Genomic DNA, 20,630 nt, shown 5'->3' on the forward strand with positions numbered 1-20,630 from the left:
TGAAGGGGGTATACCATATATAAAGGTATATCTTCTTTTTTATATTGTATTAAAAAACGAATTTCAATGTAGTAAAGCAAAACTAAACTTGCATTAAAGTATTAAATTTATATTATTATTATTATTATTATTATTTACCTTTTAAATTTCCTATAAAAGTATCCAAAGAATCATTAAAAATCATTGTGAAAATATCTTCATTTTTTACTTGTTTAAACTTTGAATCAAGGATGTCCTTATAACTTAAAATTGTATCAATTTTACTTAAAAAAATATCTACTAATTCACCATCAAAATGTTTATTCCTTTCTTCTTTTAATATTTCTATACAATTTTCAATTGGATAAGCTTTTTTATATACTCGCTCATTAGCTAATGCATCAAAAACATCTGTAATAGCAACTATTCTAGCGCAAAGTGGAATATTAGTTCCAATAAGACCTGACGGACAACCACTACCATCCCACTTTTCATGATGACCCAATGCTACTTCACAACCCATTTTAATAATATCTTGTTTTGAATTACCAAGGATTTTTGCACCGATTAATGTATGAGTTTTCATTATATTGAATTCTTCAGTTGTAAGTTTTCCAGGTTTTAAAAGGATGGCATCTGAAATGCCTATTTTCCCAATATCATGCATTAATGCTGCATAATTCATTAACCTAATTTTTTTTCCAGATGTTTCTACCATATTATATAAAAAGGATGAATATAAACTAATTCTAACCATATGCAGTGCTGTATCCTCGTCGTTATATTCAGCAGAATAACATAAACGCTTTATAATTTCGTCCGTTAATTCTATATTTTTATTTACTGCACCTTCAAGTAGGGTATTTTTTTCTATCAGTTGGGTGTTTTTATCTTCTATTTCGCTTAGTGTACGATTTAGAAAGTAGCTCATTTTTTTATTAACAATCTCTTGCTCACTTTTTAGATAATTAATATTAGGTATATTATAATAAATACCATATCCATTTAATTTACTCTTCATTACTTTTAATGAATCTACAAGTATATCTGATGAAAAACTCAAAAATCCATTAAATTTTCTAAATTGATCTTCCTTCGCAGGCTCATTATAAAATATCTCTTTACTTAAAAAAATAGCTGGATGATTGGGATGATTTACAATAATATCCCATTCATTTATCATTGAATCTTCTGGATTCAGTTCAATAAATATCGTATTTTTTAGACTCTTTATCTTACTAAAATCAATATTTCGAGCGAATATGTATATCTTTTTACATAAGTTATCAAGGATTTTGTATCTATCAAATTCCTGCATAAAAAACTCAAACTTTTGAAATGATACAAAGAGTTCTGATTCTAATTTAAATTCAGTAACCATATCTTCAAGACCATGACTTATACCGATAAGAGAAGATTTTGCATATATCTTTTGTTCAATGCTAGATGATCTAGTCATAATAATATCACTTAATTGGCGCATTTACTCAACATCTCCTTCACTTCATTGAATGTTACTAATGTAATATTCGAATTCTTTATTAAGAACTTAATATTTAACAAGAATTAACATATATGAATAATAAATTGGAATTATATTTTATTTTTAATGAACTACATCTTATACATTAACAACATATATTAACTTAATTTAGTATAATTCACTTCTTTAAAATTATTTATCACTAAATCTGCCATAGAAATATCTTGGCTTCCTGCATCACCGCTATTAATTCCTATACATTTCATACCTGCTTTTTTAGCAGCACGAACCCCATTGTGTGAATCTTCAATAACTATACAATTTTCTGGGCTTACTCCCAACTTCTCTGAAGCAAAAATAAATATATCCGGTTCAGGCTTACTTCTTTGTACATAGTCACCGGTAACAAAAACTTCAAAGTATTCTTCTATTTGAAATTTCTTTGCAATAGCCATGATTACATTTAGTGGCGATGATGATGCAATAGCTAGCTTTATTCCATTTTTATGAAAGTCTTTTATTAGTTCTTTCACCCCAGCAATAAGTGTTATCTCGCATTCATCTGAATTAAGATATTTAAAATATTTACTTCGATCATATTCAATTAACTCATCAAGTGTTTGATTAAGATTATATTTATTTTTTAGAGCTTCCCACATATAATGAGAGGTTGCTCCTACAAAAGAGTGATGCTCATCCTCTGTAACCTCTATGCCTAATTTTTTATAAGTTTCATTTTCCAGTTTCATATGTGTTGGTTCACTATCAATAATTACTCCATCCATGTCAAATATAACTGCTTTTAACATGAAATTATCCTTTTTTTTATCCAAACTTATCATCTCCTTATAAATATAGCATTTGAAATAATATGTATTTTATACTAGCGAAATATATCATACAACTCATAGTAATATATAATTTTAAATTACTCTATTATTTAACTATACAGGATTTATACATATATTACAAATTTTATTATTTTTAATACAAGTTAATAATACATTTTAAAGCAGGTAGTTAAATTAATGTGGTTTTTCTATAATGATATTAAGTGAAAAATCTGATATGATAGGTATATACATTAGTAATTTAATAGACAAATTCAAGGACAAAACATTAAAATAACAATTGATAGGAGAAAATATGAAGATATTCCAAAAGTTTATGAATTTAAAGAAGAGTAAAAAGCTACCTACAGTAGAAAAAGTAGATTCTATTAATACCGATGTTATAAATAATGATTCTGAGAATACTAAACCTTTTAAATTAGATCGACAAAAACTATTAGAGTATATGAATAAAAAGGATGAAAAATAATACTATCCTTTCCGGTAAAACATTTTTATTATTTAACCTGTTACCAGAAAGGGTAGAGATCAGTATCCAAAAAAAATTTTCTGGTTTAGTTGCCACAATAAATTTCTTATGGTTTTCTAAATAGGAGTTAATGCTTGTAGTTCATCTATTAAAGCCTAAATATATATTAGTTAAATTAAAGACCGCTCACTTTTTCGTTTTCTACTCTTAAATCAGAGGAGGAAAAAGAATTTTTCTTTCCTAATCTTAAAGCAAAGGATAAACAAAGTCCCACTAAAACAAATATTACTGCGACTGTTGCGCTTGAATGAAATCCAGTAGCTACTGCAATTTGCTCGGAAGCTGAATTATTTAAGGCTTTTAGTTGGGAAGCTGACATAATACCAATAAATAATGAGGAACCAAGTGCTGCTGATATTTGTTGAAGGGTGTTCATAACCGCTATTCCATGCGGATATGCCTCTTTTGGTAGTTGGTTAAGAGAACTTGTTTGACAAGGTGACATTGTAATACCAACCCCAATACAGACTACTATATATGAAATCATAATCTTAATAAGAGATGTATCACTATTGGAACGTGATAAAACGAATAATGCCACAAGTATTATGGTAAACCCTACTGGTATTAACACTTTCACTCCGAATTTATCATAAATTTTTCCGCCTAGTGGGGTTACAACTCCACAAGCAAGTGATGCTGGAAGTAATACCATTGCTGCTACAAATGTTGTTGTTTTAAGGGCTCCTTGAAGAAACATAGGTAACATTACGTTCATAGTGAACATTATCATCATTGTTAGCATAACAAGTACTACCCCTACTGAAAATAAAGGATATTTAAATATACGCATTTCTAACATTGGTTCTTTTAAAAATAATTGACGTTTAACAAATATAATTAATGATATTATTCCAATAATAAATATTAAACTAATAATCTTCATATTTCCATCACCACTAAAACTACTTATACCATATATAACTCCACCAATTCCAATGCTTGATAATATAATTGATATAAAATCGATTTTAGGTCTTGTAAGAGTTGACACATTAACTAAATAAATTGAACCTAAAATCATAGCTATTAGTATAAGTGGAATTAACATTATAAATAAGGCATGCCAACTAAAAAACTGTAATAAAATTCCTGAAACAGTTGGTCCAAGTGCTGGTCCAATCGAAATTACACAACCGCAAATTCCCATAGCTGCACCATGCTTTTCTGGTGGGGTTACTATTAATACTGTATTCATTAGAAGTGGAATCATCATTCCAGTTCCGCATGCTTGTAACATTCTTGAAACAAGCAACATTTCAAAAGAGCCTGAACAAGCTGCACATATTGTTCCAAATAAAAGTAACGTCATTGCACCTAAAAATAAATGCTTTGTTTCAAATGTTTGAATTAGAAATGCTGTAATTGGAACCATAACTGATACAACTATCATATATGCTGTAATTATCCATTGTACGGTTGCTGCTGTAACATTCATTTCCGTCATAAGAGGAGATAATGCTACATTTAGTATGGTTTCATTAAATACAGCTAAAAAGGCGCTGAAGGCTAATACTCCTATAATTGCGTTTGGGTTAAATTTTTTTGTAGGTTTTATTGTTTCCATTAATTTTGTTCCTCCTAATATTAGACCAGTCTTTATAATAAACTCCTAAAAAAATACCCATTTATAAAATAGGCACTAATTAATCATTTAAATTTTTTATTGCATTACTATATATTTATTAAATTATGTATTTGTTTAGCTATTATTCTAAGTGAATCACCATTTTTTTTTGTAAGTGATAAAGTAATTCCACCTTCTATCATTGCAGCAATTACACAACCTAATTCATATGCTTTATCTTTGTTAATCCCAGATTTAATTAATTTTTCTGCATAGATGTTTTTTAATGAAGTAAATATTTCGTCACAAGCTTTTCTTAAAATTTCACTTGTCATATAAGTTTCTAAAGCTATTAAACTTATAGAAATATCTGAAATTATTTGTTCGTTGTCAATTATTATTGCAATGTTTTCTATATTAAATACAATAGCTTCAATTGGATTTTCAATACTATCTAAGGCAGTAATTATATTGGTTATTATTTTTTGACCTGCTAAGTTTATAGATTCTAAAGCAAGTTGTTCCTTTCCTTTAGGAAAATAATAATATAAGGATCCTTTTGGTGATCCACTTTTTGCTAAAATTTCATTTAGCCCAGTTGCGTTATATCCTTTAATTTGAAAAAGTCTTGATGCAGTTTCTATAAATTTTTCTTTTACGTTTACCTTATTATTCATATTAGTATACCTCTCTAATAAATTATAGTGACTGGTCTATATTTTTATTATACTTTAGGTTATAGTGAATGTCAATAATTAAAATAGTTGAAACTGAAAATACAATTATATTAAAATAAATTGGAATTGTGTAACTTTTGGTGTTCTAAAAAAGCCTAACAATTATGCTAGGCTTAATTTGTTAAACATAACTGTACAATCTTCATAATATTGAGGAATAACATTGGTGATTTTACAAATCACTACAATAATAATCATAAATGCATATGCATGAACATGTGGTATAAAATAATTGAAAATATTTCCTAAAATAAAAAAGGAAACTGAAATAAGAAAACCAACACCAATTTGAACAATATCTAATTTGACCTCCCTTTCTTCCTCTTTTATTTCTAATGTATCTGATTTCATAATAGCTCCGTGACCATTGTATTTTGGAAAAGATGCTCCTATTTTAGCAATTAAAGCAGCACCAATGATTGCAAGTACGTTTCCAAAAGCAGATGCTGGGATTAATTGTGATATAATTTCTGATGAGTGTTTTCCTAACGCAGAAGCGTAAATTCCAGATAAAGGAACACAGCCAGCTCCGATACCTCCTGCAAGCATAGGAAGTGAAATATATAATACAGATTTTCTAAAACCATGACCGATTAACATTCCGACAAGTCCTACCATTAATAATGATGCGGCCATTGAAATAAATGCTACAGGGATAAAACGAATAGATGCTTTCATTAGTAAATCACGTTTCATACCCAAAACACTTCCCGTAATTAAAGCGGCAATATAGAAATCAAGAAAGCCCATACCATTTACGAAAATTGTAACTGTTTTAACTGCTCCACTAGGTAAGATACCAAATGTAGCAATAATTGCAGAAGCAAAAATACAAAAAACAGCACCACCACCTAAGTAAGACTTAAAAATAGGTAAGTGATTCCCAATGTAATAGAATAAATTTCCTAGTAGTACCAATACAGCAAGAGCTCCTAATATGCCACCTGGTAATTTATCTAATTTTATTCCGATAATTAAAATAACAAGCATAATTAAATATAAAGGAAGACTTACCCCACTAATTTTTATTGACCAAAGGCTAGTTTTTTGTTTATCAGTTTGAATCTCTTTTGAATTGTTTAATTTCTGAGTCATATATGATACTCCTTTTTCATTCGTATTCACAAAACAGCTAAGAATTTTTCTGATTCATTTTATATAGTCTTGTGATAATCATATAATCGTGGCCTATTTTAAAAAAGACCATGATTATATGCTAAAATATTTATTTTTAATAAAATATTGTTATATTATTTTATTTGATTTCTAATGGAACGTATTTAGGAATCCACTTAGCATCTGCTACTGCTTTTTTGATATCTGAAATTGGTTCTCGATTTAGTTTTTGATCTAAGACGCTTTGACCAACAACTTCGGCTATGATTTGTGAAAATTCAGCTAATTTAGCTACAGGTGGTAATATTGCTGCACCTGGTTTACTAGAATCAACAATTCCGCCTAAAGCATGGCTTGCTTGTGATAACATTTCGCTATTTACGCGAGTAGTAGTTGAGGCAATAATTCCAAGACCTAAACCTGGATACATTAGCGCATTATTTCCTTGACCGATCTGATACGTAACTCCTTTGTATTCAACATCTGCGGCAGGAATTCCTGTACCAATCAAAGCTTTACCATCTGTCCATTTAATCAGATTTTCTGCTGTTGCCTCAGCAAGGTTTGTAGGATTTGACAATGCAAAGATGATTGGACGAGCAGTATGAGCTGCCATTTCTTTGATGATTTTTTCTGTAAATGTACCTGGTTGAGTAGAAGTACCAACAATGATTGTAGGATGAATTGTTTTGACTGCTACTTCTAAGTTAGTCAATTCATCTGCATTGTCAAATTCTAAGCGGCTTCTAACAAATGGCTTTTGACCAAGGGTTAAATTTTTTGTATCTTCGAATAACACACCTTGTTTATCTACCATATAGAAATATTTACGAGCTTTTTCCTCTGGTACTCCTTGACGAATCAGTTCATCTAATAATTGGTTTGCAATTCCAACACCTGCAGTACCTGCACCAAATGTCATTATAACTTGGTCAGTTAACTTTTCTTTAGAAATGTTCAATGCACCGAGTACGCCGGCTAAAACAACAATACCTGTTCCTTGGATATCATCATTGAATGTTGTAATCTTATCTTGATATTTTTCTAGTATGGTAGCGGCATTTGAACGACCGAAATCTTCCCAATGAATTAATAATTCAGGGAATAGTTCTGTAGAAGTTTGAACAAACTGATCAATAAAGTCATAATATTTTTCACCATAAATTCTTTTGTGGCGGTTTCCTAAATAAAGTGGATTATTGAGTAACTCTTTATTATTTGTTCCGTTATCAATAGAAACAGGTAATACTTGACTAGGATTAATACCAGCAGCTGCAGTATACACCATCAATTTACCAATAGCTATATCCGCACCATTTACGCCGCAATCTCCCATACCTAATATTCCTTCAGAATCTGTGACTACGATTAAACGAATATCACGACCACCTGCTGCATTTTTTATACTTTCTTTAATATTTTCTGGTTCATTAATTGATAAGAAAGCTGCATCCTGTGGTTTTACAAATAGTTCATTATATTGTTCGATTGAATCTGCAACAGTTGGATCATAAACGATTGGCATAAATTCTACGACATGATCACACATCAATTTGAAAAATAGAGTACGATTTGTATTAAAAATATTCATTAAGAAAATTCTCTTTTCTAAATCGGTTGTTTTACTTAAATATTGTCCGTAGGTTTGCACCTCTTGTTGTTCTAATGTTTGTACTTGTGTTGGTAATGTTCCAGTCAAACCAAATTCTTTTCTTTCTTCTTTAGTAAATGCCGTTCCTTTATTAAGGAACGGATTGTTCAAAATTTCTATAGCTAACATAAATTATTCCTCCTGTGATATCTTTATTTTGTGTATGTTTTACTTAATTGTGATAGGCAATCAAAAGTCATTTACCTTTATCTTTATTATACATTTAGATTTTTTTATAACAAATATAGATTATTTATCGTGTTATAAAAAAAATTTATAACATAGTAAATAAAATACCCCATAGAGTGACTTTTTTAATTGTCTACTTTATAGGGTACATATTAATATGATGAGAGTGTGTTTTTCTATATGTTATAGGAACTTCACTTGTTTTTAAGTAAGTGGCAGAGGCATGAAAGGTAGAATGTTATTGGCGAATTTGCTACATAGCTAATTAAGTTTAAATGAAGTAATAATAGATTGTTCATCTATAGTATCTGTAATAGATGAATTTACAAGTTTAATACAATATTCATAACTAGTGTTGTTTTCAACTAATATGTCAATATATTCATAATGTTTTTCATCTTTAGAATAACCAAAAATTGCTAAATCATCCCAGCTAGTTTCATTACCTCGTTTTACTATTAATTTAAACTGAAGAGTTTGTGATTCTTTAATAAGCTGTTCAAATTCCTTGTTAATATCAATTGAAATTTTGATTTCCCCTTTGTCAGTTAAATTAGTAAGTTGTATTATATCCATATAGTTAACTCTCCCTCCAGATATTCTTTATTATTCTATATTGAAAATTATAACATATAAACCATATTATTTTAATTCATCTCTCACTTCTTCTTAAATTTATTATTACCTAAATTATAAAAATAATTCCGCACTTATGGCACGATGAAGAAGCTAAAGAAGTAGCAATTTGTTTATATAAATAAAAGTGAAATGCCTAATAAAGTTATAATTGCTCCAAACATTTCTCTTGGGAAGATTTTTTCCTTAAATACAATAATTGAAACAGGTATTAGCAGTATTGGAGTAATTGATGTTATTGTTGAAACTATTCCAGTTGATGCATGTTGAACAGCGAGTAATGAGAGGGATACACCTAAAAATGGACCAAATAGTGATCCAATAGAAATGTATTTCATTGCTCTTCTATCTTTAACCGCAACAATTAGTGCACCCCACTTTTTTAATATAGAAATGACAATTGAAAACCCAATAATTGCTGCTATAATTCTGATTTGAGTTGCAGCAAACGGATCATATGATCCCATTCCAAACTTACTAAAAACGAGACCAAAAGCTTGCCCTAATGCACCTATAAAAGCATAGGCTAATCCCTTAATTGGATGAGATAACCTAACTTTTTTATTACCTGGATTTTTAGTTAGGATTACGAGCGAAATACCAACAATAGTTATTATCATGCCAGCAAGGCCGAGCAATGTAATTTTTTCACCCATAATAAGGAAGCCTGCGATTGCTGTTATTGGCGGTACCGTTGACATAATTAACATTGATATACGTGCACCAACTTCAACATATGCCTGAAACAAAAATAGATCACCTATTACAAAACCAATTATTCCTGAAAAAGTTAACCATAACCAAGTGGAACTGGAAGCATCTATAGGTAAAATCATTCCTCTAGAAAATAAATTGTAAATTGATATTAATATAAATGCGATAATAAGTCTTATTAAATTTACGGATATAGACCCGACTTTTTTTCCAGCGGCTTCAAATGATACAGCAGTAATTGTCCAACAGAAAGCAGTTGCAAGTGCAGCAATTTCTCCTAAGTGTGATTGAAACATTTAATATTACTCCATTCTCCTTGTTCTTCAAGGATTAGTCTAGCTTGTTATCTTTCTATAAATTCTTTGTATATATCTGGTGTATCTTCTGGTTTCTTTAGGGTATACCATCTATATGCATAAATTAAAATTGTAATTCCTACAAGAAGTAATACACCATGGATTATCATGGAATACCTCCAACTTAAGGATTGGAAGGCTCCTGAAATTGTAATTGCCGCAGAATTATTTATAAAGTGTGCAAAGATACACAAATATATTGAATCCGTTCTTAAATATATAGCTCCAATAATTAATCCTAATAAAAATGCGTTTATGCCCTGTGGAATATTCATATGAACCAATGCAAAAATTGAGGCGGATATTATAAGCGCTAAGTTTGGAGCCATTTTATTAGCCATACCCTTTAGCAATATCCCCCTAAAAATGACTTCCTCATATATAGGTGCTATAACAGCGATTGAAAGTATAAGTATGATAGGTGAAATAGACATTTCTCCAAAGGCTTGACTTATAAAATCAGGCATAGGTATCTTATCTACCAGGTAAATTAAGCTATTATCGTATGCTAAACGAAAACCTATAATAATTATAGCAACACGAATAAAATTTTTCTTATTTAAGCCTTGCTTGCGTGGCGTATCATAGGATATTTTACTATACAATTTTAATAAAAGACTAATAACAAAGTATTTAACTATTACATCTGCTACAAAGTCTATATAGGGTAATGCAGTAGTATATTTTTTAGAAAGTATATTGATAATAACTATAGGTATTTGTCCTAAGGATTCTAATAAAACTGCCAAAATCATTATAAAAAATGCTCTTGTTATTGTCATTTTTTTAATACTTAAAGTTCCTTTTTCTATGTTTCTTAAAAAATTCATAACACCACACCCTCAAACTTATTGTACGATTTAAGCTGATTTAGATTAATACTATTTAAATTATACTATATGTTTATTAAAATGTCGTTAATAATACAATTCTCCTTTAATAATAGATTTATAAGAATAAAAACTATTAATGATTTAGATCGATCATATATTAATGATTTAGATTGATTATAAAATTGACAAATATAAAATAAATTAGTATAATACCAATGTAGTTAGTACACTAACTACATTGGAGGAGCCATATGCAAGACTTATCTTACTTAATAATCAAGGCATCAAAGAATCTTAAAAATAAATTAGATAAAGCATTAAAAGAATTTGACATAACTTTGGTACAGTTTTCAGTTATAATTCAAATATATTTGTCAGATCAACCAATTACGGCAGCGGAAATAGCTCAGAAACTAGGGTCGGATAGACCGACTATTTCAGGGATTATAAATAGATTAGAGAAAAAAGGCATAGTTCTTAAAATTGATAATCTAGAGGATAAAAGATCTTCTTATTTAGAAATATACAAAGAATCTTATAAGTTAGTTGAAAAAATTAAAATAATAAGTGATGAATTAACAATTAATATATTTTCAATTTATTCAAAAGAAGAAATTAAACAATTTACAGGAATGATTTCCAAATTAATTGAAGGGACGAGGGAATGATGGATAATAAGATATTATTGACAGGAATAACAGGGAATGTAGGGAGTGCAGTAGTTAACTATTTGAAAAGTATAAATATAGACTTCATAGCAGGCGTAAGAAACATAGAAAGGAGCAAGCAGAAAGATGAATCTATAAAATATATACATTTTGATTTTGAAGATGCATCAACTTATGAAACAGCTTTAAATGGTGTTAAAAAAGTGTTTTTAGTAAGACCACCACAATTGACAGATGTAAAAGGAATATTTAAACCGTTTATTCAAAAATGCAAAGAAGCTGGTGTAAGGCAAATTGTATTTTTATCTTTATTAGGTGCACAAAAAAATCCGTTTCCACCCCATCACAAAATTGAAAAGGTTATTAAAGAGTCTGAAATACCTTATACCTTTATTCGTCCTAGTTTTTTTATGCAAAATTTATCAACAATGCATGCAGAGGATATCAAAGAACGAAATGATTTATTTATCCCTTCAGGAAAAGCTAGAATTAGCTTTATAGATACAAGAGATATTGGTGAAATTATTGCAAGAACAATTACAGAGCAGGGGCATGAAAATAAGGCATATACTATTACGGGATTTGCGGCTATTACTTATTTTGAGGTTGCAGATATTATGACAAGATTACTTAAAAGAAAAATCACATATTCAAATCCACCTTTGCTTAAATTCAGGAAAAATATGATTGAAAGAGGTATCAAAAAGGATTTTGCAACGGTAATGATGATTTTATATTTTACAACAAAATTAGGCATGGCAAACCACATTACGAATACTGCTGAATTGCTTTTGAAAAGAAAACCTAGAACAATAGAAGACTTTATAAAAGATCATCTTGATGTTTGGAGGTAATTTGCATACATTTTTAGCTGATACTGTCTTTGTATTATTTTAGGTGTTAACTATTGGAGTACTCTTTTGCATTCTTTAAAATAGAAGTAATAAAGTCATCAATCATTATTTGAAAACTCTTCTCTAAGTTTACCGGATTTTGAAAATATCCATGTGCTCTTAAAGAAACAAAGCCATGCAAAAGGCTCCTCAATTCCCTACTTTTATGAATTGTAAGACTTTCGTCCTTTATAATATAGTTTATTATGGTGTTATAAGGTATCATATGATATAACGTTTATTTTATTACAATAAAATAAACACAAATAAGAAGGGATAGATATAGTTGTGAAAATATGGAAAAGAAATTTAATTGTTTGTTGGTTTGGAACATTTGTTACTATGGTAGGCATCAGTCAAATAGCTCCTATTATGCCTCTTTATATAAAACAGTTAGGAATACATAATACAGCAGCAATTGAGCAGATATCAGGAATTGCTTTTGGGGTTACATATATTTTATCAGCAATTTTTTCACCAATATGGGGTTATGCAGCAGATAAAATTGGAAGAAAGCCTATGCTTTTACGTGCAAGTCTTGGAATGTCTATTGTAGTTGGAAGTATGGGGCTTGTCCAAAATGTATATCAACTGATAGCATTAAGAATGCTTCAGGGAGTGATAAGTGGATATTGTACAGCGTGTATCACTCTTATAGCAACCCAGACAGAAAAAAGACATGTAGGATGGGCTCTAGGAGTACTTTCAACAGCATCGATTTCTGGTTCTCTACTTGGACCTCTAATTGGTGGATCTTTAGATGAAATTTTAGGATTACAATTTACATTCTTTTTAACCGGAATACTAACATTCGTTGCGTTCATTGCAACTTTATTGTTTGTTAAAGAGACGTTTATACCAGAAGAAAAAAAAGTTTTGAGCACCAAAGAAGTATGGAGGCAATTACCTGATTCTAGCCTTATTGTGACTATGTTTGTAACTTCATTTGTGTTACAACTGGCGTATTTTTCTATTGAACCTATAATAACTGTATATATATATCAGTTATCAAATAATACATCACATATTGCACTCATTTCTGGTATGGTATTTTCAGCAGCGGGTCTCTCAAGTGTAATAGCTGCTCCTAGACTTGGAAAATTGTCAGATAAGGTTGGACCACAAAAGGTTATGCTTATAGCTCTTATTGTGTCAGGAATTATATTTATACCTCAAGCTTTTGTAAAAAATCCATGGCAACTAATGAGTCTACGTTTTCTACTTGGATTTGCAACGGCCGGATTAATTCCATCAATTAATTCCTTACTTAAAAAGATAACTCCAGATGCTATTGCTGGAAGGGTCTTTGGATTTAATATGTCTGCATTTTATTTAGGAAGTTTTAGTGGGTCTGTCTTTGGAGGACAAATAGCAGCACATTTGGGTATTAAATATGTGTTTTTTATTACAAGTAGTTTACTTCTTTTAAATGCAATATGGTTTTATAATAAAGGATTTAAAAAATTAAATCTGATGACTAAAGCAAATAGAATAGATAAAAAAGCAATATAAAAATGTAAATAGTAGACAAAAAAACCTAGCAATTACACTAGGTTAAAAGAAGAAAACATTCACTTTTTAACAAATTAAGACTATCATTTATTATTTATGAGTTCTATAGCCGCTTTACCAGTTATATGTTCGATTGTGATTTCAAGTATACATACTCTATTCCATGCACTTTTAATTTCTTGCTGGCCTTCTTCAATATAGTCAGGTGAGTACTTTTCAACTAAACTGTCAATGGCATATTTCCTCTCTTCATCTTCAGTAAGAATCCTTGCTCTACCAAAAATAGACACACTGCGAAAATGGGTAGTAAAAGTTTTTTGTATTACTTCGTCTTTTTCTATGATACAAAATGTAACCTTATCATTCCGTTTTATGCTGTCAATTTTATGCCCTTCTTTTGCACCATGAAAAAAGAGTTTTCCGTCTTTATATGTGTAACTTACCGGAACTGTATATGGGTAATCATCATCACCTATTACACCTAAAACTCCAGAGGTGCACGATTTTAGAATTTTAATTGTTTCTTCTTTTGACAATAATTGATTTTTTCTTCTCATTTCTCTAAACATAATTACACACTCCTCTAATTTTTTCATTATTAATTAGTCTTGTTTTTATCACGTTATTTCAAAAAATATCATTAATGTATAGACTTTCATAGCACTTTAATTATACTGCTTTTGCTGTAAATATTATATGAAATTTAAAAAAGTTGTTAATAAATAGGGAAAAGAACTATTTCACTTTACTTCGCTAAACTTGCAACAATTACTTTTGCGCAATCTAATGCACCATTTTCAGTAGCAATATTTTTTGCAAGATTTTTTGCATTTTCTTTAATGTTGTCTTGAAGTGCAAAATCTATTGCCATCGAAAGATTTTCAGAGGTAAGTGTTTTTATAGGAATAGGTTTTGAAGCAACTCCTAAGTCATAAGCTCTATGAGCCCAAGCAAATTGATCATTGGCAAAGGGTACTATAATGCTTGGTATACCTGCCTTAAATCCAGCTGCAGTTGTTCCTGCACCACTATGATGACAGATGGCTAAAACTTTGTCAAAAAGCCATGAATGGGGTATGCTGTCAATGGTAATTATATTTTTAGGAAGATTGTCTATTTTGCCCATCCCACATATAATACCACGCTTTCCGATTTTTGTGAGAGCGCCTATGATTAATTTTGAAATAGTATCTTTTTGATCTGTATAAAAAACACTACCAAAGCCAAAAAAAATTGATTTTTCACTCGAACTTAAAAAATCTGACAACTCCTTTGAAGGTATATAATCCGTTTTTTCATAAGCAAACCAATAACCACTTTGGTGAATGTTCTCATTCCAGTCACTTGGTCTATTAAAAACAAAATTACTACAGGAAATAACAGCGGGATTTTGTTTATTAGTGTGACGTTCGTATGGACAACCAAATCCTTTTGGCTTACCTCCAAATTTTTCTTTCCAAAAACCAGTGACAGAATCTTTAGATGCTAACCAAAGCATGCCTTGAAGCATAGTATAGCTAATCTTGTTTGTGAATGGTTTAGACTTTTTCCTTCCATATTGAATGACAGAGGTCTGCTTTTTTGTTTTGTGTATAGGAAATGGTGAAGCTAAAATACACGGTATGCCTAATTTCTCTGCAGCAAAATAACCTAAAGTAACACCTGGGTGATAAATGATGAGTTCACTGCCTTCACATGAAGCATAAAATTCATTCGCAATTTTAGCTCCGTATTTTTTCATTTTATTAAAAGTTAAAAGCATTTTTAAAGGGTTGTCTGCGGATTGAGCTTGTTTAAGCATATTTTCATCAACATTAAGTGACTTAAAATCAGCTTGAATGGGATAAAAGTCGATACCGTAGCTTCGAATGAAGTCCCCAAATTCCCTCATTCCAGTTATGCGTACATCTTTACCTAGTTCTTTAAGTTCCATTGCAAGAGCTAAATATGGTTGATAATCGCCACGAGATCCTGCACAAAGAATTGTAATCATATATTTCATCTCCTCTTGTATTATCCAACAACCTGTTGTATATATAATAGTATACTTATGTTTTTACATACCATCAACCGACAATGTGATAACAAGTGTCGGATTTATAGGAGATGAATAGCAAATGAACAAGCAACCAGAGGTAACAGCGCAAACTAAGCAAAATCTAATAGATGCATTTTGGTCGCTATACTGCGAAAAAAGAATAGAGAAAATAACAGTCAAAGAAATTACACAAATGGCAGGATATAATAGGGGTACTTTTTATGAGTATTTTACTGATGTTTATGACGTTCTTGATCAAATTGAGTTGTCGCTAGTACCTACCTTAAATGAATTGCCACCAACAACTAAGTTGGATCATAGTATGGATATGCCCCTTGATATGTTCATTAAGTTATATGAGCAGAATTGCAAATATTACTCTGTTTTATTTGGAGATAATGGAGATCCGGCTTTTGCAAGTAAAATTAAGAGTTCAATTAAGCCATTAATTATGAAAACAATTTCTGAGAAAGTTGATAGAAATGACATTGAACTTGATTTTATTTTAGAATATATTCTTTCTGCTATGATTGGTATCCTCAGTTATTGGTTTAGGATGAATAAGATTTTGCCGGCAGAAGATTTAATAGCGCTTATGTATGCACTTATGGATAATGAAGTTCTGAATAAACTTAACTCGTGAAATACTAGAAACTTAATAATACTTAATACTTTTCTATAATAATTCTTAATTTATTTGTTATAAAATAAATAATAGAAGTTATTTATAAGGGGAGATTAAATATGTTTAAGTTTATAAAGGAATTTATTAAAAATCCAAAATTTATTGGAGCAGTGGCACCAAGTAGTGAATATTTAGCTAAAAAAATGATAGAAGATATTAATTTTAAGGAATGTAATTGTATTATAGAATATGGACCAGGAACAGGTGTTTTCACAGAAAAACTTATTGCAAGAAAAAAAGAGAATACATTATTACTTGTTATCGAGAATAACAAAGAATTTTATGAGAATTTATTTAGTATGTACGGTTACAAGGAAAATGTTAAAATTATAAATGATGGGGCAGAGAATATAAAAAAATATCTAAAAGAGTATAATATTAAACAGGTGGACTATGTTGTATCTGGGCTTCCTTTTACGGTATTGCCGGTAAGTATTTCAAATGCTATATTAAAGAACACAAAGGATATATTAAGTAATGAAGGAGAATTTATAACTTTTCAGTATTCTTTATTAAAAAAGAATTTCTTAGAAAAATATTTTAATAATGTAAAGGTGAAGAAAGCAATGATAAATTTACCACCTGCATATGTATTGAAATGCAGAGTGAAGGAGGAAGTATGAAAGAAAAAATTTTAGTTGTAGATGATGATAAAAGTATAAGAAATTTAATTGAAGTTTATCTAAAAAATGATGGTTATGAGGTCTTTAATGCCTGCAATGGACAAGAAGCGTTAGAGTCACTCGAGAGTAATGAACCTGATTTAATAATATTAGATATAATGATGCCAATTTTAGATGATGTCGCTACTTGCATAAAAATAAGAGAAAAGTATACAATGCCAATAATATTTTTATCAGCTAAAGGAGAAGAAATTGATAAAATACAAGGTTTAACTGTTGGTGCAGATGACTATATTACAAAGCCTTTTGGTTCAATGGAGGTTCTTGCGAGAGTTAAGGCACAACTTAGAAGATATAAAAGATTTAATTCTATGCCAACTTGTAAAAATATAATTGAGATAGAGGATTTAATTATAAATACTGACACTCATGAAGTTACGGCTAAAGGTGAAAAAATAAAATTAACACCAAAGGAATTCGATATACTGGAATGCTTGGCTAGAAATAAAGGGAGTGTATTTACTATAGAAAAATTATATGAAACAGTATGGAAAGAGAATTTTGCAGTCTCTGATACTTCTATAGCGGTACATATAACAAATTTAAGGCAAAAGATTGAAATTGATTCTAAAAATCCTCAATACATTAAGACCGTATGGGGAGTTGGATATAAAATATGAAGAATAAAATATATAATAAGTTAGCAACAAAATTAATTTTTCTAGTTATTTTTGCATTTTTAGTAAGTGCTATAATCTTTGTTGGTCTAGCTAGTGTTGGTATGTATTACATGATATTTAATTCAAATAAAGTAGGAAATAATGTAGTACAAACTTATAATATTTATTCAATAACTTTAATTATTATTCCCATTATTATTTTTGTGGCTATTTTCTTGTTTGGAATAAACAAAAGAATTAGATATCTCAAATATATTATAATCAAGGTGGGCAGCATTACAAATGAAACTTTCATTGAAGAATTGGATTTTAAGGGCAATGATGAAATCACTGACTTAGCAAATAGTATCAATATTATGTCTAATCGGCTAAAGGAAAATTATGAAAAGGAAAAGAAGATTGAAAAGGCTAAAAATGAATTGATTGTAGCTGTTTCTCATGATTTAAGAACTCCGTTAACTTCAATAATTGGATATTTAGAGTTGCTTAAAGATGATAAGTTCACATATGAAGATGTGCAGAAGGATTACTTAAATGTAGCTTATGACAAGAGTATAAGCTTAAAAAAAATAATCAATGAATTGTTTGAATTTACTAAACTTACTAATGATATTACCACTTTAGAAAAAATCCCTTTCAATATAGCTACATTGGTAAATCAAATTGTTGGAGAACAAATACCTTTTTTTAATGAAAAAAATATAAAAGTAGAAATAGAAAGTACTGCTGAGGAGTTTTATTGTGAAATAGATATCCAAAAGATGGTTAGGGTGATTGAAAATATAGTTAAAAATGCTGAAAAATATAGTTTTTCTAATACTATTTTTAAAGTTAGTATGATGGAAATTGATAATAACATAAAAATAAGTTTTGAAAATAAAGGGGAAAGAATAAGCAAAGAAGAGTTAGAAAAGATATTTGAGAAAATGTATAGATTAGATAAATCTAGGACAGGTGAAACAGAGGGTTCGGGCCTAGGACTTGCAATTTCAAAGAAAATTATAGAGATGCATAGTGGAAAGCTGTGGGCTGAGTGCAAGGATAACACCATAAAATTTAATATTTTACTTCAAAAGGCATAGTTGAAATTTTACTATGCTTTTTAATTTTTTATATTAATATTCTTAATAAATCTTAAGAGTTTCATATATAAAATCTTAAAGATTATCCTTATCGCTAGCTTGAAATAAAAGGAATAACATGCACCTAATTAATGTGTATTGCATATTATGAAGAGATTATCCAAAATGTAGAAGACGTCCTTAGTCATAAAAACAATAGTAGCTTGAAATTAATGGTCTTACTTATAGGCATGTATTAATATAGGGAGATGATCAAGATGAAAAATATTATTATACCAAATTTCTGGGATATGCATTTAGCTTATAAAGAAAAACTTTTAATAAAGCAAAATTTTTTAAACGATGATGAATTATTGAAAATTGAAGCTAAAAAAACTAAAGAAATCCGTGTAAAGCTAGGGCTTCATGGTATTGTTGGTGATCTACAGTTTGTTCTTATAAATACGGAACTCCACACACAAGAAGATACCTTAAAGGATTTTTTTAAATATACAGGACATAATTTATACGCTGCGATGGAAAATGAGTTTGAAAAAACATTTGTATTAAAGAATACCGCCACAAACTCCGCGGATTTTTTAATAAAAGCTAGAAAAAAAGGTAAAAATCCTTATCTAGATTTTAATATTCATCCCAAAACAAAGCATTTACCAAATACGAGGATAGAAGCTTTTGTATTTAAATGTAGCGATATTAAGAAATATTATACAATTCAAAAATCTAGAGGTGTTAGGTTTTTAACTAATAACATAATTGAAAGGGATAACTATTACTATATTCAAACTATACCATCTAGTTTCACAGGATTTTCCTATGGATTAATAGAATGGAAAAACATAGTGGGTGATTACTTGGATAAAGGATTTACTTCATTAAAATTAGATTTTAATAAACCTTCAGACAACTATGTTAATAACATTAAGGCTCTTGACCATGCAGCTACAAGAATACTAGCAAAGGATAGAGATGCAGCAATACTCGAACTTATGGAGTTAACTAATTACAATTTTGATTTTGCAATATATGTGAAATCTATGAATTCTATTACATCAGTGGCAAGAGTTGTAGATGGCCATTTTGCTATGGTATTTACTTCTGGAATCAAGCCTTATATATCTGATAAAGAATCAGGCCCTACTGAAAAGTTTGTACATTATTATGGTTCAAGAGTTCATCATCTTGCTTTTCATACAGAACATATTGAATATACGTATGAAATGCTAAAGAAAAATGGAATGGACTTTTTAATAGAATTAATAGGTTCTCCAGAGGAAGGTTTAAAACAAACATTTAGTTACCCATCAAAAAATACATTCTTAGTGAGTGAATACATCTATAGGTACAATGGGTTTGATGGATTCTTTACAAAAGGAAATGTAGCAGATTTAACCGGTGCAACTTCAAAGCAATAATTCTTTAGCAAAATAAATTGTGTTTATAATATGTATGAGGTGGTTTATGGATTTATTAATATTTGAAAAACGTAGATTGCTTAGATATAATTTACTATTTCAGTTATATAGAGACTTCTTTACTTACGGCTATGAAGTGTGCAGTAATATTGATTATGAGATTCCCAGGGATTCTAGAATTGAAATAATTGCAGCTCTTTATTTCATTTTCTATAAAAGATGGATTTTTTTAACATAGAAAGAGATAAAACAGTTTCTGCTTTTGTTTTAGGTCGTGGCATTGAGGAAGTAGAAAATTATTTCACTGAAACTGGTAAATTTGCACTTTCAAATGTATTTGAGGATTTGCTCATTCCCGTTATAAATAGAGAATAAATAACTGGAGGTTTAGTTTAA

At 29.6% G+C, this 20,630-nt stretch carries 22 protein-coding genes and 1 pseudogene; 11 read left to right on the forward strand and 12 right to left on the reverse strand.

Annotated features, from left to right (window positions below; translation table 11 throughout):
* Window positions 1-130: 130 nt before the first annotated feature.
* Both Q0649_RS07200 and Q0649_RS07205 read right to left on the reverse strand, forming a co-directional pair.
* Entirely contained in the window at window positions 131-1,462 is a 1,332-nt protein-coding gene (locus Q0649_RS07200; protein ID WP_298839444.1) for an HD domain-containing phosphohydrolase, read from the reverse strand.
* Window positions 1,463-1,620: 158 nt separating this feature from the next.
* Window positions 1,621-2,295, reverse strand: coding sequence for an HAD family phosphatase (locus Q0649_RS07205; protein WP_298839446.1), 675 nt, complete (start codon window positions 2,293-2,295; stop codon window positions 1,621-1,623).
* A gap of 313 nt (window positions 2,296-2,608) precedes the next feature.
* On the opposite strand from Q0649_RS07205, the gene Q0649_RS07210 reads away from it, so the two are divergent.
* The gene (locus Q0649_RS07210; RefSeq protein ID WP_298839451.1) at window positions 2,609-2,782 is read left to right on the forward strand and encodes a hypothetical protein; all 174 of its coding nucleotides are present in this window, start codon (window positions 2,609-2,611) and stop codon (window positions 2,780-2,782) included.
* A gap of 175 nt (window positions 2,783-2,957) precedes the next feature.
* Here Q0649_RS07210 and Q0649_RS07215 read toward each other — a convergent pair whose 3' ends face one another.
* The 7 genes from Q0649_RS07215 to Q0649_RS07245 all read right to left on the reverse strand — a co-directional run bounded on the left by Q0649_RS07215 (window position 2,958) and on the right by Q0649_RS07245 (window position 10,638).
* A complete protein-coding gene (locus Q0649_RS07215; RefSeq protein WP_298839454.1) occupies window positions 2,958-4,409 on the reverse strand; it encodes an MDR family MFS transporter in 1,452 nt (483 codons plus the stop codon).
* Between the two features lie 107 nt (window positions 4,410-4,516).
* A complete protein-coding gene (locus Q0649_RS07220; RefSeq protein WP_298839457.1) occupies window positions 4,517-5,086 on the reverse strand; it encodes a TetR/AcrR family transcriptional regulator in 570 nt (189 codons plus the stop codon).
* A 162-nt stretch (window positions 5,087-5,248) separates the two neighbouring features.
* Window positions 5,249-6,241 carry a 2-hydroxycarboxylate transporter family protein gene (locus tag Q0649_RS07225; protein WP_298839460.1) on the reverse strand — a complete coding sequence of 331 codons (993 nt, stop codon included), beginning with the start codon at window positions 6,239-6,241 and terminating at the stop codon, window positions 5,249-5,251.
* Window positions 6,242-6,401: 160 nt separating this feature from the next.
* A complete protein-coding gene (locus Q0649_RS07230; protein ID WP_298839463.1) occupies window positions 6,402-8,042 on the reverse strand; it encodes a malolactic enzyme in 1,641 nt (546 codons plus the stop codon).
* Window positions 8,043-8,363: 321 nt separating this feature from the next.
* Entirely contained in the window at window positions 8,364-8,678 is a 315-nt protein-coding gene (locus tag Q0649_RS07235; protein WP_298839466.1) for a hypothetical protein, read from the reverse strand.
* A gap of 173 nt (window positions 8,679-8,851) precedes the next feature.
* Window positions 8,852-9,748 (reverse strand): DMT family transporter, encoded by an 897-nt coding sequence (locus tag Q0649_RS07240; protein WP_298839468.1) that lies wholly within the window; start codon window positions 9,746-9,748, stop codon window positions 8,852-8,854.
* 47 nt (window positions 9,749-9,795) lie between these two features.
* Complete coding sequence (locus Q0649_RS07245) at window positions 9,796-10,638, reverse strand: CPBP family intramembrane glutamic endopeptidase (protein ID WP_298839471.1); 843 nt, start codon at window positions 10,636-10,638, stop codon at window positions 9,796-9,798.
* 254 nt (window positions 10,639-10,892) lie between these two features.
* Here Q0649_RS07245 and Q0649_RS07250 point away from each other — a divergent pair, with 254 nt between their 5' ends.
* Complete coding sequence (locus Q0649_RS07250; RefSeq protein WP_298839475.1) at window positions 10,893-11,309, forward strand: MarR family winged helix-turn-helix transcriptional regulator; 417 nt, start codon at window positions 10,893-10,895, stop codon at window positions 11,307-11,309.
* On the forward strand, window positions 11,306-12,163 hold the full coding sequence (locus Q0649_RS07255) for an SDR family oxidoreductase (protein WP_298839477.1): 858 nt from the start codon (window positions 11,306-11,308) through the stop codon (window positions 12,161-12,163). Before Q0649_RS07250 ends, Q0649_RS07255 begins: the two co-directional genes overlap by 4 nt.
* Before the next feature lie 46 nt (window positions 12,164-12,209).
* Here Q0649_RS07255 and Q0649_RS07260 read toward each other — a convergent pair.
* A pseudogene (locus tag Q0649_RS07260) lies at window positions 12,210-12,410 on the reverse strand (TetR-like C-terminal domain-containing protein); the annotation flags it as partial.
* 80 nt (window positions 12,411-12,490) lie between these two features.
* Here Q0649_RS07260 and Q0649_RS07265 point away from each other — a divergent pair.
* Window positions 12,491-13,714, forward strand: coding sequence for a multidrug efflux MFS transporter (locus Q0649_RS07265; RefSeq protein ID WP_298839481.1), 1,224 nt, complete (start codon window positions 12,491-12,493; stop codon window positions 13,712-13,714).
* Window positions 13,715-13,797: 83 nt separating this feature from the next.
* Here Q0649_RS07265 and Q0649_RS07270 read toward each other — a convergent pair whose 3' ends face one another.
* Together Q0649_RS07270 and Q0649_RS07275 are read right to left on the reverse strand one after the other, a co-directional pair.
* The gene (locus Q0649_RS07270) at window positions 13,798-14,283 is read right to left on the reverse strand and encodes a pyridoxamine 5'-phosphate oxidase family protein (protein WP_298839485.1); all 486 of its coding nucleotides are present in this window, start codon (window positions 14,281-14,283) and stop codon (window positions 13,798-13,800) included.
* Between the two features lie 176 nt (window positions 14,284-14,459).
* Window positions 14,460-15,707: a glycosyltransferase gene (locus Q0649_RS07275; RefSeq protein WP_298839487.1), complete on the reverse strand. Its 1,248-nt coding sequence runs from the start codon at window positions 15,705-15,707 to the stop codon at window positions 14,460-14,462.
* 124 nt (window positions 15,708-15,831) lie between these two features.
* Here Q0649_RS07275 and Q0649_RS07280 point away from each other — a divergent pair, with 124 nt between their 5' ends.
* From Q0649_RS07280 to Q0649_RS07310, 7 genes are all read left to right on the forward strand, one after another.
* The gene (locus Q0649_RS07280; RefSeq protein ID WP_298839490.1) at window positions 15,832-16,395 is read left to right on the forward strand and encodes a TetR/AcrR family transcriptional regulator; all 564 of its coding nucleotides are present in this window, start codon (window positions 15,832-15,834) and stop codon (window positions 16,393-16,395) included.
* Window positions 16,396-16,496: 101 nt separating this feature from the next.
* Window positions 16,497-17,060, forward strand: a complete 564-nt coding sequence (locus Q0649_RS07285) for a class I SAM-dependent methyltransferase (protein ID WP_298839493.1) — start codon at window positions 16,497-16,499, stop codon at window positions 17,058-17,060.
* Window positions 17,057-17,740: a response regulator transcription factor gene (locus tag Q0649_RS07290; protein ID WP_298839495.1), complete on the forward strand. Its 684-nt coding sequence runs from the start codon at window positions 17,057-17,059 to the stop codon at window positions 17,738-17,740. Before Q0649_RS07285 ends, Q0649_RS07290 begins: the two co-directional genes overlap by 4 nt.
* Window positions 17,737-18,822, forward strand: a complete 1,086-nt coding sequence (locus tag Q0649_RS07295) for a cell wall metabolism sensor histidine kinase WalK (protein ID WP_298839499.1) — start codon at window positions 17,737-17,739, stop codon at window positions 18,820-18,822. Before Q0649_RS07290 ends, Q0649_RS07295 begins: the two co-directional genes overlap by 4 nt.
* A gap of 257 nt (window positions 18,823-19,079) precedes the next feature.
* The gene (locus tag Q0649_RS07300; protein WP_298839502.1) at window positions 19,080-20,234 is read left to right on the forward strand and encodes a hypothetical protein; all 1,155 of its coding nucleotides are present in this window, start codon (window positions 19,080-19,082) and stop codon (window positions 20,232-20,234) included.
* Window positions 20,235-20,280: 46 nt separating this feature from the next.
* A complete protein-coding gene (locus tag Q0649_RS07305; protein ID WP_298839505.1) occupies window positions 20,281-20,472 on the forward strand; it encodes a hypothetical protein in 192 nt (63 codons plus the stop codon).
* Window positions 20,454-20,609, forward strand: a complete 156-nt coding sequence (locus Q0649_RS07310) for a hypothetical protein (RefSeq protein ID WP_298839507.1) — start codon at window positions 20,454-20,456, stop codon at window positions 20,607-20,609. Before Q0649_RS07305 ends, Q0649_RS07310 begins: the two co-directional genes overlap by 19 nt.
* Window positions 20,610-20,630: the final 21 nt, after the last annotated feature.

The sequence above is a fragment of the uncultured Clostridium sp. genome (assembly GCF_937920395.1).
In the GTDB taxonomy this organism is placed as follows: domain Bacteria; phylum Bacillota; class Clostridia; order Clostridiales; family Clostridiaceae; genus Clostridium_AD.